The sequence below is a fragment of the Micromonospora sp. NPDC049282 genome (assembly GCF_043197045.1).
Taxonomy (GTDB): Bacteria; Actinomycetota; Actinomycetes; order Mycobacteriales; family Micromonosporaceae; genus Micromonospora.
Map to the genome: position 1 here is coordinate 17,361 of NZ_JBICSL010000013.1, position 13,985 is coordinate 31,345.

Below are 13,985 nucleotides of genomic sequence, written 5' to 3' on the forward strand. Positions count from 1 at the left end.
GGTCACTCCGGGTCCGGCTCGGCCAGCGCGGGCAGCCGCACCGTCGCCCGCAGCCCCGGCGCGGCGGCACCCGGCGTCGCGTCGGCCAGCTCCACCGTGCCGCCGGCCCGGCGCACCAGCTCCCGCACGATGGCCAGCCCGAGGCCGGCGCCGCCGGCGTCGCGGGCCCGCGCGTCGTCCAACCTGGTGAACCGGGCGAACACCCGCTCCCGGTCCGCCGCCGGGATGCCCGGACCGTCGTCGGTCACCGTCACCAGGTGGTACGCCCCCTGCGGGCCGGACACGGCCAGCTCCACCCCGGTGTTCGCGTGCCGCAGCGCGTTCTCCACCAGGTTGACCAGCACCCGGCGCAACTCCCCCGGATCCCCCTCGACCCACCACGCCCCGGCCGGCGCGACCAGCCGCACCGGCGGCGACGGGTAACGGCCGGACACCCCGCGCAGCAGCTCACCCAGCTCCACCGGCCCCACCGGCGCCGGCCGGGTGGGGTACGCGTCGCCCTCGTCCAGGCGGGCCAGCAGCAGCAGGTCGTCGACCAGGCGGCTCAGCCGCTCGGTGTCGGCGAGCAGGTCGTCGGCCACCGCCGGCCAGTCGGTGTCGTCGCCGAGCCGGCGGGCCACCTCCAGCTCGGTGCGCATGTTGGTCAGCGGGCTGCGCAGCTCGTGGGCGGCGTCGGCGACGAACGCCCGCTGCCGGTCCCGGGACGCCGCCAGCCGGTCCAGCATGTCGTTGAGCGTCACCGCGAGCCGGTGGATCTCGTCCTGCCCGGCCGGCACCGGCAGTCGCTCCGCCCCGGCCCGGCCGGTGATCTCGGCGGCGCCGCTGCGCAGCTCCTCCACCGGGCGCAGGGTCGCGCCCACCACCCGCCAGGCCACCACCGCCAGCCCCGCCACCAGCAGCGGGAAGCCGACCAGCAGCAGGTTGCGCACCACGTGCAGGCTGTGCCGCACGTCCGACAGCGACTTGGCCACCAGCACCGTCCGCGGCTCCGCGGGCGTACCGGCCGGCACCGTCACCACCCGCACCGGCCCGGACATGCCGACCCGCCGCCCGTCCACCACCAGCCGCTGCGCCTGGCCGGGCCGCAGCTCGCCCGGACCGAGCATCGGCACCAGGCGGTCCGCGTCGATCGAGGCGGCCCGGATCCGCCCCTGCGCGTCCACCACCTGCACCCGCAGCTGCCCGCCGGCCACCGGCAGCGGATCCGGCAACGCGTCCTCGGCGGTGAGCAACGCGACCGCGTCCGCGGTGCGCAGCGCCTCCGCGTCGACCGAACGCTGCAACGTCCAGCCGAGCGCACCGACCAGCAGCGCGCCGCCGAGCGCGAACCCGAGCACCAGGCCGAGCACGCCCAACGCGAGCAGCCGGGCCCGCAGGCCCAGGCGCAGGCGGCTCACGTGGCCAGCCGGTAGCCGGCGCCGCGGACCGTCTCCAACCGCTCCCGGCCGATCTTGCGGCGCAGGTAGCCGACGTAGACCTCCACCGCGTTCGGGGCGGTGTCCACCGAGGCGTCCCAGACGTGGTCCAGCAGCTCGGTCTTCGACACCACCTCGCCGGGGCGGCGCATCAGGTAGTCGAGCAGCGCGTACTCGCGGCTGGTCAGCACCACCTCGGCGTCGGCCCGGGTGACCCGCCGCCGGGCCGGGTCCAGGCGCAGGTCGCCGACCGTGAGCACGGCCGGGCGGCGGGGCGCGCCGCGCCGCAGCAACGCCCGCAGCCGGGCCAGCAGCACCACGTACGAGAAGGGCTTGGTGAGGTAGTCGTCGGCGCCGCAGTCCAGGCCGTCGGCCTGGTCGTACTCGCCGTCCTTGGCCGAGAGCATCAGCACCGGCAGCCAGCGCTGCTCGGCGCGCAACCGGCGCACCACCTCGTAGCCGGAGAGGCCGGGCAGCATCACGTCGAGGATCATCGCGTCGTAGTCGCCGTGCCGCGCGGCGTCCAGCCCGGCCGGGCCGGTGGCCGCCACGTCCACCACGAACCCCTCCGCCGACAGGCCCCGCCGCAACGCCCCGGCCAACCGCGTCTCGTCCTCCACCACCAGCAACCGCACCGGTCCAGGGTGCCACCACCGGGTCACCCGTAGGGGATCTGCTCAGCGTCGTCACAGCGACGATCCCGCACCATGGGGCGCAGGAGGTGCACACTATGTCAGTGATGAAGAACCGCGCCGTGCTGCGCTGGCTGGTCCCGGTGACCGCGGGGGTCGCCGTGATCGGAGGCGGCGCCGCCGTCGGCACGTTCGCCGCCGGCGCCGACCCGGCCCTGCCACCGCGCAGCGCCGCCCAACTGCTTGACGACCTGCGTACGTCCCGCCTGGACGGGCTCTCCGGCACCGTCGTGCAGCGCGCCGACCTCGGCCTGCCGCCGATCGCCGCGCTCGCCGGCAGGGCCACCGGCAACGAGCTGGCCGGCCTGGTCACCGGCACGCACACGCTGCGTGTCTGGTACGGCGGCGAGGACCGGCAGCGGGTCGCCCTGGTCGACACGCTCGGCGAGCAGGACGTGCTGCGCAACGGGCGCGACGTCTGGACCTGGAGCAGCCGGGAGAACACCGCCGTCCACCGCAAGCTGCCGGCCGACGGCAAGGACCTGCCGTCCGCGCCGGCCACCCCGGCCGACGCCGCCCAGCAGGCGCTCGCCGCGATCGACCCGACCACCGCGGTCACCGTCGGCCGGTCGGCCACCGTGGCCGGGCGGGACGCGTACGAGCTGGTGCTCACGCCGCGCGACAAGGCGTCGCTGGTGCACCAGGTGCGGATCGCGCTGGACGCCGAGGAGCACGTGCCGCTGCGCTTCGAGGTGCTGGCCGACGGCCAGGACGAACCGGCGTTCGAGGTGGCGTTCACCCAGGTCGACTTCCGCACCCCGGACGCCGACCAGTTCCGGTTCAACCCGCCGCCCGGCGTGAAGGTCACCGAGGAGTCGACCGACGCGCGCCCCGGCCCGGCCGGTCGGATGCCCGGCAAGGCCGACGCGCAGCGGCCGGACGTGCGTACCGTCGGCACCGGCTGGACCACGGTGGTGGTCGCCAAGCTCGACGCGGCGGCCAAACCCGGCGGTGCGAAGGCCGGCGGCGCGAAGGCCGGCGCGGACGCGCCGGACGCCGACATGCTGGCGCAGGTGCTCGGCGACCTGCCCAAGGTCAGCGGCGACTGGGGCAGCGGCCGGCTGCTCAGCGGCAAGCTGTTCAGCGTGCTGCTGACCGACGACGGCCGGGTGGTGGCCGGTCTGGTCACGCCGGAGCGGCTCTACCAGGCCGCGAAGGGCTGATCGAAACGTCGGGCTCGGGGCCCGGTCGGCGTCCGCCGGCCGGGCCCCGAGCCGTGTCGGGGCTTGGTGCAATGGCGGGCGGCGCGCTATCTTTCTCAGTTCAGACACAAAAAGGAATGGCATTGAAATGCCATTCCTTCGGCAATTTTAGTCAATGAGGAGCCGGCTTGTCAACGCACTCCGACGTGTCGGGTGACCTGCGCCAGGACGACGAGATCGGTCGCGAGCAGGAGTACGTCTCGATGCTCTACGACCGGCTGGACGGGCTGCGGGAGCAGGCCGCCCGCCGGCTCGACGAGGAGTTGCGCCACACCGGCGGCACCCAGCAGGCCCGCTCGCAGCGCGACACCACCGTCGCCATGTACGCCGACCAGGTCGAGCAGTTCTCCGCGGTCGAGTCCGGCCTCTGCTTCGGCCGCCTCGACGGCGACGACGGCACCACCCGCTACATCGGCCGGATCGGCATCTTCGACACGTCCGGCGACTACGACCCGCTGCTGATGGACTGGCGCGCCCCGGCCGCCCGCCCGTTCTACCTCGCCACCGCCGCCAACCCCCAGGGCGTACGCCAGCGGCGGCACCTGCGCACCCGCGACCGCAAGGTCACCGGGCTCAACGACGAGGTGCTGGACATCACCGCCGCCTCGCCCACCGCGCACGAGGAGGTCACCGGCGAGGCGTCGCTGCTCGCCGCGCTGAACGCCGGGCGCACCGGCCGGATGCGCGACATCGTCGAGACGATCCAGGCCGAACAGGACCGGATCATCCGCGCCGACCTGCCCGGCGTCATGGTGGTGCAGGGCGGGCCGGGCACCGGCAAGACCGCGGTGGCGTTGCACCGGGCCGCGTACCTGCTCTACACCCACCGCCAGCAGCTCTCCACCCGGGGCGTGCTGCTGGTCGGCCCGAACGCCACGTTCCTGCGCTACATCTCCCAGGTGCTGCCGGCGCTGGCCGAGACCGGCGTGCTGCTGCGTACCCAGGCCGACCTGTTCCCCGGCGTGCACGCCGGGCTCGCCGAACCGGCCACCACCGCGGCGCTCAAGGGGCGCGAGGTGTTCACCGACGTGCTCGCCGCGGCGGTCCGCGACCGGCAGTGGGTGCCGACCGAGCCGATCGAGATCGAGCTGCCCCAGCGGGAGGTGCTCACGCTCGACCCGGAGACGGTGCGCGAGGCCCGCGACCGGGTCCGCCGCACCGGTCGCCCGCACAACCTGGCCCGGGCGCAGTTCGACATCGAGGTGGTGCACGCGCTCGCCGACCAGGTCGCCGAGCGGATCGGCGCCGACCCGCTCGGCGGGGAGAACCTGCTCTCCGAGGCCGACCGGGCGGAGATCCGCCGCGAGCTGCGCGAGGAGCCGGAGATCGTGGCCGCGCTGGACGAGCTGTGGCCGGTACTCACCCCGCAGCGCCTGCTCGCCGACCTGTTCGCGTCGCCGGACCGGATCGCCACCGCCGCGCCGATGCTCACCGACGACGAACGGGCCGCCCTGCACCGGGAGCCCGGCGGCTGGACCCCGGCCGACGTGCCGCTGCTCGACGAGGCCGCCGAACTGCTCGGCGAGGACGAGCGCGCCGCCGCGGCCCGCCGCGAGCGGATCCGCGCGATGGAACGCGAGTACGCCGAGGGCGTGCTGGAGATCTGGCGCGGCTCCCGGTCGATCGACGTCGAGGACGAGGCCGACGGCGGTGAGATCCTCGGCGTGACCGACCTGATCGACGCCGCCCGGCTCTCCGAGCGGCAGGAGGAGTCCGACCGGCTCACCACCGCCCAGCGCGCCGCCGCGGACCGCACCTGGGCGTTCGGACATGTGATCATCGATGAAGCGCAGGAACTGTCCCCGATGGCCTGGCGGCTGCTGATGCGGCGCTGCCCGAGCCGGTCGATGACGATCGTCGGCGACGTGGCGCAGACCGGCGCGCTGGCCGGCACGCCGTCGTGGGGCGAGGCGCTTCGGCCGTACGTGGCGGACCGGTGGCGGCTGGAGGAGCTGACCGTCAGCTACCGCACCCCGGCCGAGATCATGGCGGTCGCCGCCGACGTGCTCGCCGAGATCGACCCGGCGCTGCGCCCACCCCGCTCGGTGCGCGCCACCGGCGTACCCCCGTGGGACCGCACCGTCGGAGCGGACCGGCTCGTCGCCGAGCTGGTCGGGGCGAGCGCCCGCGAGGCGGCCGCGCTCGGCGACGGCCGGCTCGGCGTGATCGTGCCCACCGGGCGGATCGCGGAGCTGGGTCCGGCGGTCGTCGCGGCGCTGCCCGAGGCGGCCGTGGGCGAGCAGCCGGAGCTGGCGAACCGGGTGGTGGTGCTCACCACCGAGCAGGCCAAGGGCCTGGAATTCGACTCGGTGCTGGTGGTCGACCCGGACCGGATCGTCGCGGAGTCGCCGCGCGGGCACAGCGACCTGTACGTCGCCCTCACCCGCGCCACCCAGCGCCTCGGCATCCTCCGGATGAAAGGAGGGGCCCCCGCTTGACGCTTCCGGTAGAGGAGGGGCCCCCGATTAACATCCGCCAGCGCCGGCATGCCGCGCCCGCCGCCGTTCGGTGACCGGTCAGCCGGGGTTGGCGCCCTCGTCGGTGAAGTTGCCGACCTGGGCGCCGGTCGCCGAGGCATCACTGGTGGAACCGCCGGCCGGAGTGCTCAGCCCACCGGTGGTGGCGTCCCCGGTGGTGGTCGGCGCCACCTTGCCCGGGTGCTGCTCCGGCTGCCGGGCCACCCGGCGCACGCTGGCCGGGCCGGCCGTGCCACCGGTCGTGGTGATCGCGCCCTGACCCCGGGTCGGCCCGCCGTCGCGCAGCACGTTCGGGTCGACCGGCGCGTCCGCGGGGTCGTCCGGGTCCAGTTCCTGCCGCATCCGCTCGACGTCGGTCTGCGGCACCGTGACCTCGTCGAGCGCGCCCTCGCCGTACACGCCGCCGGCGACCCGCTGTTCGGCCTGCCGGGCGGCGTCCTGCCGGATGTCGTCCTCACGCACGTCAACCACCTCGCAGCTCTGATGTCGGTGTCCCCGTTGCGTGCCCGGGGGCCGAACGCTGAAACCGCCCCGATTTCCGCGCTTCAGAAAAGGCGATCCACCTGACCGGAAAGCCGGAGATCCTGGCAGGAAAGGGCCCTAAGAGGTCATTCCCGCCAGGATCTCGGAGCCCGATGATCGCGTCGGACCGGGAAGCGCCGAATGTCCCTTTCTGCCGGCGGGCGGGGCCGCTGCCGGCCATGAGTGCCCGGGTCGACGGCGCGGCGGATACCGCCGGCATGCGGCGGTTACCTTGTCTCGGGGACCGGGTAGACGGAGGGTGCCCCCGCCACAGAGCGCGAACCGTGCCGTGGCCGACCTGCGGTAGCGGGGCGAGGGTGTGCGGGTAACGACTCATCAAATCCTGAGGAGGACCAGATGAGCACGCAGGCTGCATCCACCAGGCAGATGAACCGGCCGATGTCCGACGTCCAGAACCGGGCGAGCATGCAGGACACGTCGACTCAGCAGATGCCGATGATGCACGACGGGCACCGGGATCGGGCGATGGCTGCGCCGGGCACCGAGACCAAGCCGTCGTTCGCGACGACCGAGTTCTGGATCTACCTGGCGTCCGTCGCGGGCGTGCTGGTGGCGTCGTACCTCGTTGGCAAGAATTCGGTCGGGGTGGACATCTTCCGCGCCAACCAGGCCTGGTTCTTCATCACGCTGCTGACCATCGGTTACCTGGGTAGCCGCGGTCTGGCCAAGGCCGGAAGCAACTTCCGCAGCGGCGACGAGCGCAAGCCCCGGCACTGACCGGAGCCGCTCGGCGAGACGACGACGCCCCCGGGGACCCCCCGGGGGCGTCGTCGCGCTCGTCACTCCTCGCCGAAGTCCCCGCCGTCGTCGCCCTCGAAGGCGTCGTCGAGCATCTCGCCGGCCACCAGGCCGCCGGCGACGCCGAGCGCCGCGCCCGCCATCATGCCGCCCATGCCGCCGCCCCGACGACCGTGGTGACCCTGGGGACCGTAGTGTCCGGGCGCGCCGTAGTGGCCCTGCCCGCCGAAGCCCTGGGCGCGCAGGCCGCCGTACCGCGAGGTGGTCTCCCGCAGCCAGCCGTCCACCACCTGCGTCCAGTCGGTGCGGGCGGCGTCGCTGTGCGGGACGGAGTATCGGCCGAAGACGTCGTGCCCGGCGCTGAGGAAGCCGCCGCGCTTGTCGCACTCCAGGATCACCTCGACGCCCTGCTGGCTGGTCACGAGCGTCAGCTCGACCTCGGTGACGGTCTGGGCGTACTGCGGCGCGGCGAAGAACTCGATCTCCTGGTAGAACGGCAGCGTCTGCGGCACGCCGTAGATGTGGCCGCGCTCCAGGTCGGCGTGCTTGAACCGGAAACCCAGCGCCTGGAACGCGTCGAGGATCCGCTCGTGGATCGGCAGCGGGTGCACCGACACGTGGTCCAGGTCGGACTTGTCGACCGCCCGGGCCACCGCGACCTCGGTACGCAGGCCCATCGTCATCCCGTGCAGCCGCTGGCCGTAGACGTCGGTGACCGGGGTCTCCCACGGCACCGGAAGCTGGAACGGGATGGCGAGCTGCTGCTTCGGTGCCAGCTCGAACGCGCCGCTGACCGGCATCCGGTGGAACTCCATGATGCCGGCGTACTCGGTGTCGCCGCCCTCGATCTCGACCCGGGTGACCAGGCCGACGCTGATCTGCTCGATGCGTGCCGGCGCGTCGCCGCCGACCAGGTTGACGTGCCCGTCCAGGGCCAGCCCGGGCCGGGTGTTCGGGTTGGCGAGCACCGTGTCGACGCTGGGGCCGCCCACGCCGAACGCGCTCAACATCTTCTTGAAGACCATCGGTCACTCCCGCGGGACGGCGCTCCGACATGGACCGTCGGATGCTTGGTGAGGGGACCCTAACCGCCGTCGCTGAGAAGTGCCTGTGAGACAGCCGTCAGACCAGCCAATGACCACCGCGCATGAGGTCACGGCCAGCGAGTTCGTTCTCCTCCCGCCATGCCTGTATCCGGCGAGGCGTCACCCGAAAGTACGCGTAGCGCGTGGTGCCGACCCGCGCGTCCCAGAGTTTCGTGGCGAACGGGTCGGCCAGCTCGCCTGGCACGGTTTCGCGCGAGAACGCCTCGACGGTGCCCTCGATGAGAACCACGTCGCGGGTCGGGCCGAGCGACATCCGCACCCGTTCAGAGGAACGCAGATTGCGCGCGGTCGGGCTGGATTCGGCTGTCGCCAGGGTGAGCGCCGCGTTGTCCCAGAGGAAGGACAGCGGCACGAGATAAGGGTTCCCGTCCCGATCTGCGGAGGCCACCCATGCGTCCAGGTCCTCGTTGAGGCGGGTCAGCGTGTCCTGCTTACGTTGCTCCAGACTGCGCGGTGGTTCGGGCTTCACGTCAAGATCCTCCCTCGTGCGCTCTGCGGAGTGCTCGCGGTTCTCCCGCTCGCCAGGCGCGCCAAGCAAGGATCGTTGTTGAGGCACGCTTCACCGCAAGCGGTAGCACGTGGCCGCCGACGTCCGCTGAAGCATGAAGCAGAGATCTTGGTACGAAATGGCCCTTCCAGGGGCAGCCCTTCCAGGGGCACTTTCGTACCGAGATCTGCTCAGAACGTGGGGTCGAACTGGCTGGCCTCGACCGCAGCGACGAAGTTGGTCCAGCCGTCCGCCGGGTAGACGAGCGTTCCGGCCGCACGCGCCTTGCTGTCCCGGACCGCCACCCGACCGCGGATTTGGGTGCAGTTGTTGTTGCCAGGGCGACAACGACTGCACCCAAAGACGCGGAGCCGGGCGCGGTCTTCGCGCCACTGCCCTTGGCCGCGGTCCGGCAACGGCGCGGACGAGCAACGCCATGTCGTCCACCTGCCGATTGCGGTCGCCGAACCGGACGCGGCGCTGCGCTTCGCGTACACCCTGGCGCGTTCGCTGGCGTTGGTCCCGGGGATCGACGTCGCCGGCGCCACCGTCTCCGTCGAGGACGACCAGCACGTACGGCGGTGGGTGTTCTGCGACCGGATCATGCCGGACCGCCGACGCTGCACCGGGCGGGCCGACCACGCCGGACCGTGCGCGGCCGAAACCGAGACGCGCACGGCCGAAACCGAGACGCGCACGGCCGAAACCGAGACGCTCACGGCCGACGGCGGGTGAGTCAGCCGACCGTCACCACGATCAGCTCGCCCACCTGTTCGCCGAGTTCCCGGCGGGCCTCCGTGGGCAGGCCGGCGTCGGTGACCAGCACGTCGGCTTCGCCCAGCGGGGCGATGGTGGCGATGCCGATGGTCTCCCACTTGGTGTGGTCGGCGAGCACGACCAGGCGGCGGGCGGCGCCGATCAGCCGCCGGTTCACCGCCGCCTCCAGCAGGTTGGGCGTGGTGAAGCCGGTGCGCCGGCTCATCCCGTGCACGCCGAGGAAGAGCAGGTCCACGTTGAGCGCCGCGATGGCCGCCTCGGCGACCGGGCCGGTCAACGCGTCGGACGGGGTGCGGATGCCGCCGGTCAGCACCACGGTCTGGTCCGGGCGCGGGTTCTGGTAGAGCGCGTCGGCGACCGGGATCGAGTTGGTGACCACGGTCAGCCCGCGTACCTCGGCGAGCCGGGCGGCCAGCGCGGCGGTGGTGGTGCCGGCGGAGAGCGCGACGGCCATGCCGGGCTCGACGAGGCCGGCGGCCCGCTCGACGATGGCCTGCTTCTCGGCCTGCTGCCGGACCGACTTGGCGGCGAAGCCGGGTTCCTCGGTCGAGCCGGGGCCGGCCAGCGTCGCGCCGCCGTGCACCTTGTCGATCAGCCCGCGCTCGGCGAGCACCTCCAGGTCCCGCCGGATGGTCATGTCCGACACGCCGAAGCGGCTCACCAGGTGGCTGACCCGGACACCACCGCGCTGTCGGATCAGCTCCAGGATGGCGCTCTGCCGTTGCTGGGCGAGCATGTGGACCTCCTCGGCGCGCGAGCGGCAGGGTACCGGTCAGCTGGTCGCGGGTTCGGGCACGGGTTCCTCGCGGACCACCGCCACCTCGCCGGGCGGCACCGTCAGCTCGCCGTCGCACCGCTGACCGCCGAGCAGCTCGGCGCCGGTGACCGGCAGGCGGGCCGGCTCGTCGGTGTGGTTGACCACGAACAGCCAGCTCCGGTCCGCCGAGCGGCGGCGGACCACCTCCACCCCGGCCGGCGCCGGCGCCGCCGGGCGCACGCCGGCCTCGGCGAGCAGCCGCGCCACCAGCTTGTCGGTCGCCGCCTCGTCGAGCCGGGTGCCGACGTACCAGGCGGCGCCCGCGCCGACGACGTGCCGGGTCAGCGCCGGCACGCCCGGCAAGGGCCCGTCGGCGTACGCGGCCAGCACGTCGGCGCCCTCGGCGTGCAGCCACTCGGTCCACACGTCGGCGTGCGAGCCGTCGTCGAGGCGTACCGTCTGGCCGGCGCGCAGCGGGAAGAACTCCTCCGTGCGGACGCCGAGCAGGTCGCGGAACGCGCCGGGGTAGCCGCCCAGCCGGACGTGGTCGTGTTCGTCGACGATGCCGCTGAAGTAGGTGACCAGCGCGGTGCCGCCCGCCTCGACGAACCGGCGCAGCGCGGCGGCGTCGGCGTCGCGGGTCAGGTAGAGCGTGGGTACGAGGACGAGCCGGTAGCCGGACAGGTCGGCCGACGGGTGCACCACGTCGGCGGTGACGCCGGCCCGCCACAGCGCGCCGTGCAGCGCGGCGATCCGGTCGGTGTAGGTGACGTCGACGCTGGGGTGGGAGTCGAGTTCCGCGCCCCACCACGCCTCGTAGTCGAAGAGCACGGCGACGTCGGCGTCGACGCGGCTGCCGCGTACCTCGGCCAGCGCCCGCAGGTCGGCGCCGAGCCGGCAGACCTCGCGGAACACCTTGGTCTCCGGCCCGGCATGCGGCACCAGCGCGGAGTGGAACTTCTCCGCGCCGGCGCGGGAGGCGCGCCACTGGAAGAAGAGCACCCCGTCGGCGCCGCGCGCCACGTGCGCCAGGCTGTTGCGGCGCAGCTGGCCGGGTGCCTTGGCCACGTTGCGGGGCTGCCAGTTGACCGCGCTCGTGGAGTGCTCCATGAGCAGCCAGGGTGCGCCGCCGGCCACGCCGCGGGTGTGGTCGGCGGCGAACGCGAGGTCGACCTGCGGATGCGGGTGGGCGGCGTCGAGGTAGTGGTCGTTGGCGACCACGTCCACGTCGGACGCCCAGGAGTGGTAGTCCATGTGCTTGATCCCGGTGCCGATCATGAAGTTGGTGGTGACCGGCTGGGCGACGAGGCGGTTGAGCAGTTCCCGTTCGGCGCGTAGCTGGGCCCGCTGCTCGTCCGAGGAGAAGCGCAGGAAGTCGAGCTGCTGGGTCGGGTTGGCGAAGGTCGGCGCGACGCGCGGCGGGTTCACCTCGGCCCAGTCGTGGTAGCGCTGGCTCCAGAACGCGGTGCCCCAGGCGGCGTTGAGCGTGTCCAGGTCGCGGTAGCGCTCGCGCAGCCAGCGCCGGAACGCCTCGGCGCTGACGTCGCAGTAGCAGTGCACGTTGTGGCAGCCCAACTCGTTGGAGACGTGCCAGAGCACGACGGCCGGGTGCGGGGCGTACCGCTGTGCGACCGCCTCGACCAGGGCGAGTGAGCGCTCCCGGAACACCGGCGAGCTGGGGCAGTACGCCTGCCGGCCGCCGGGCCACAGCACGGCGCCGTCGGCGCGGCGGGGCAGCGTCTCCGGGTGCCGGTGGGCCAGCCACGGCGGCGGGCTGGCGGTGGCGGTGGCCAGGTCGACGCGGATCCCGCCGTCGTGCAGCAGGTCGAGCGCCCGGTCCAGCCAGCCGAACTCGTACCGGCCCGGGGTCGGCTCCAGCAGGGCCCAGGAGAAGATGCCGACGGAGACCAGGTTGACCCCGGCGCGGCGCATCAGTTCGACGTCCTCGGCCCACACCTCCTCGGGCCACTGCTCCGGGTTGTAGTCGGCGCCGTACCAGATTCCGTCGCCGTGCCAGTTCCGCATGAGAGCAGAGGGTGCCCCCGTCCGACATCCAAGTCAACACTTTCCAACATCGACAACAATTACAACGTTTACCAGCTCTTTCCCCTGTCACGCCCCGGTTATCGCCGTCCTTTCACCCTCTTGACAGCGCCGAGCCAAGGGGTAGCTTCAACCGCCACCGGCTATTTCTGTTCGGACGTGTGGATTCTCGGTGGATCTCGTCGCACACCTCTCCACGCAGGAGGCGCAATGTCCCGTCCCCGCTCGCAGGCCGAGTACCTCGCCCGGCTCGTACCCCCGTCCGTCGCCGGCCTGAACCGGCGCTCGCTGCTCGCCGGCGCGGCCGGCGCGGGCGCGCTGCTCGGCACCGGCGCGCTCGCCGGATGCGGCGACTCCGACTCCGACTCCGACTCAGGCGGCGACGCGAAGAGCGTCTCGCTCGGCTCGAACCAGTCGGACCCGAAACCCAAGGACGTCCTCGCCAAGGTGGCGGACGGCTTCAAGACGTCCTCCGGGGTGACCGTCAACATCAACACGGTCGACCACAACACGTTCCAGGAGAACATCAACAACTACCTGCAGGGCAAGCCGGACGACGTGTTCACCTGGTTCGCCGGCTACCGGATGCGGTTCTTCGCGGCCAAGGGCCTGGCCGGCGACCTCAGCGACGTCTGGGGCAAGCTCGACGGCTACTCCGACGCGTTCAAGAAGGCGTCCACCGGCGACGACGGCAAGCAGTACTTCGTGCCCGCGTCGTACTACCCGTGGGCGGTCTTCTACCGCAAGTCGGTCTGGCAGCAGCGCGGCTACCAGGTGCCCACCACCCTGGACCAACTCAACGCGCTCGGCGCGCAGATGAAGAAGGACGGGCTGAACCCGATCGCCTTCGCCGACAAGGACGGCTGGCCGGCGATGGGCACGTTCGACATCCTCAACCTGCGGATCAACGGCTACCAGTTCCACGTCGACCTGATGGCCGGCAAGGAGGCGTGGACCTCCGACAAGGTCAAGAAGGTCTTCGACACCTGGGCCGGGCTGCTCCCCCTGCACCAGCCGGACGCGCTGGGCCGCACCTGGCAGGAGGCCGCCCAGTCGTTGCAGCAGAAGAAGAGCGGCATGTACCTGCTCGGCCTCTTCGTCGGCCAGCAGTTCAGCGGCGCGGACCTGGAGGACCTGGACTTCTTCACGTTCCCCGAGGTCGACTCCACGATCGGGGCCAAGGCCCTGGACGCGCCGATCGACGGCTACATGATGGCCCGCAAGCCGAAGTCCAAGGACGCGGCCACCAAGCTGCTGACCTACCTGGGCTCGAAGGACGCCGCGAACATCACGGTCAAGAACGACCCGACCACGCTTGTGGCCAACAGCGGGGCGGACACCGCCAGCTACACCGCGCTCCAGAAGAAGGCCGCCGAACTGGTCGGCTCGGCCACCGAGATCGCGCAGTTCCTCGACCGGGACACCCGGCCGGACTTCGCCTCCACCGTGATGATCCCGGCGCTCCAGCAGTTCATCAAGAACCCGAAGGACATCAGCGGAATGCTCACCAGCGTCGAGAACCAGAAGAAGTCGATCTTCACCAGCTGACGGCGGAAGGGGGAAGGACACCATGTCCGACCTGCCCCTGATCCAAGCGGATCGCGCCGTGCCGCCACCGGCCGCGGCCCCCCCCCCCCCGGGGGGGGGGGGCCGCCCCCCCCCGCGGCGAGACGGCCACCAACCCCGGGGGGTTAAGGCGGATGTGGTGGTTGCCCTGGGGGCGCTGCAACGGCCGGTCGGGGGTGCGG

At 72.7% G+C, this 13,985-nt stretch carries 13 protein-coding genes; 5 read left to right on the plus strand and 8 right to left on the minus strand.

Annotated features, from left to right (window positions below; all coding sequences use genetic code 11):
* Window positions 1-2: 2 nt before the first annotated feature.
* Both ACGFI2_RS20680 and ACGFI2_RS20685 read right to left on the minus strand, forming a co-directional pair.
* On the minus strand, window positions 3-1,397 hold the full coding sequence (locus ACGFI2_RS20680) for a sensor histidine kinase (protein ID WP_393519369.1): 1,395 nt from the start codon (window positions 1,395-1,397) through the stop codon (window positions 3-5).
* On the minus strand, window positions 1,394-2,050 hold the full coding sequence (locus ACGFI2_RS20685; protein ID WP_091067902.1) for a response regulator transcription factor: 657 nt from the start codon (window positions 2,048-2,050) through the stop codon (window positions 1,394-1,396). Before ACGFI2_RS20685 ends, ACGFI2_RS20680 begins: the two co-directional genes overlap by 4 nt.
* Before the next feature lie 95 nt (window positions 2,051-2,145).
* Between ACGFI2_RS20685 and ACGFI2_RS20690 the strand changes: the two genes are divergently transcribed.
* Together ACGFI2_RS20690 and ACGFI2_RS20695 are read left to right on the plus strand one after the other, a co-directional pair.
* Entirely contained in the window at window positions 2,146-3,270 is a 1,125-nt protein-coding gene (locus tag ACGFI2_RS20690) for an outer membrane lipoprotein carrier protein LolA (protein WP_393519373.1), read from the plus strand.
* Window positions 3,271-3,512: 242 nt separating this feature from the next.
* The gene (locus tag ACGFI2_RS20695; protein WP_393519848.1) at window positions 3,513-5,747 is read left to right on the plus strand and encodes a HelD family protein; all 2,235 of its coding nucleotides are present in this window, start codon (window positions 3,513-3,515) and stop codon (window positions 5,745-5,747) included.
* Between the two features lie 78 nt (window positions 5,748-5,825).
* On the opposite strand, the gene ACGFI2_RS20700 is transcribed toward ACGFI2_RS20695, so the two are convergent.
* Window positions 5,826-6,248, minus strand: coding sequence for a hypothetical protein (locus ACGFI2_RS20700; RefSeq protein WP_393519376.1), 423 nt, complete (start codon window positions 6,246-6,248; stop codon window positions 5,826-5,828).
* A 417-nt stretch (window positions 6,249-6,665) separates the two neighbouring features.
* Here ACGFI2_RS20700 and ACGFI2_RS20705 point away from each other — a divergent pair, with 417 nt between their 5' ends.
* Window positions 6,666-7,046, plus strand: coding sequence for a hypothetical protein (locus tag ACGFI2_RS20705; protein WP_393519379.1), 381 nt, complete (start codon window positions 6,666-6,668; stop codon window positions 7,044-7,046).
* 62 nt (window positions 7,047-7,108) lie between these two features.
* Here the strand turns inward: ACGFI2_RS20705 and ACGFI2_RS20710 are convergent, their stop codons facing one another.
* From ACGFI2_RS20710 to ACGFI2_RS20720, 3 genes are all read right to left on the minus strand, one after another.
* Window positions 7,109-8,092 (minus strand): sporulation protein, encoded by a 984-nt coding sequence (locus ACGFI2_RS20710; protein WP_393519382.1) that lies wholly within the window; start codon window positions 8,090-8,092, stop codon window positions 7,109-7,111.
* A gap of 97 nt (window positions 8,093-8,189) precedes the next feature.
* Complete coding sequence (locus ACGFI2_RS20715) at window positions 8,190-8,642, minus strand: pyridoxamine 5'-phosphate oxidase family protein (RefSeq protein WP_393519384.1); 453 nt, start codon at window positions 8,640-8,642, stop codon at window positions 8,190-8,192.
* Between the two features lie 209 nt (window positions 8,643-8,851).
* Window positions 8,852-8,965 (minus strand): DUF397 domain-containing protein, encoded by a 114-nt coding sequence (locus ACGFI2_RS20720; protein ID WP_393519387.1) that lies wholly within the window; start codon window positions 8,963-8,965, stop codon window positions 8,852-8,854.
* 16 nt (window positions 8,966-8,981) lie between these two features.
* On the opposite strand from ACGFI2_RS20720, the gene ACGFI2_RS20725 reads away from it, so the two are divergent.
* On the plus strand, window positions 8,982-9,395 hold the full coding sequence (locus ACGFI2_RS20725; protein ID WP_393519390.1) for a hypothetical protein: 414 nt from the start codon (window positions 8,982-8,984) through the stop codon (window positions 9,393-9,395).
* A 1-nt stretch (window position 9,396) separates the two neighbouring features.
* Here ACGFI2_RS20725 and ACGFI2_RS20730 read toward each other — a convergent pair whose 3' ends face one another.
* Both ACGFI2_RS20730 and ACGFI2_RS20735 read right to left on the minus strand, forming a co-directional pair.
* Window positions 9,397-10,173, minus strand: coding sequence for a DeoR/GlpR family DNA-binding transcription regulator (locus ACGFI2_RS20730; RefSeq protein WP_393519393.1), 777 nt, complete (start codon window positions 10,171-10,173; stop codon window positions 9,397-9,399).
* Between the two features lie 36 nt (window positions 10,174-10,209).
* Entirely contained in the window at window positions 10,210-12,219 is a 2,010-nt protein-coding gene (locus ACGFI2_RS20735) for a beta-galactosidase (protein WP_393519396.1), read from the minus strand.
* 228 nt (window positions 12,220-12,447) lie between these two features.
* Here ACGFI2_RS20735 and ACGFI2_RS20740 point away from each other — a divergent pair, with 228 nt between their 5' ends.
* The gene (locus ACGFI2_RS20740) at window positions 12,448-13,785 is read left to right on the plus strand and encodes an ABC transporter substrate-binding protein (protein WP_393519399.1); all 1,338 of its coding nucleotides are present in this window, start codon (window positions 12,448-12,450) and stop codon (window positions 13,783-13,785) included.
* Window positions 13,786-13,985 lie beyond the last annotated feature (200 nt).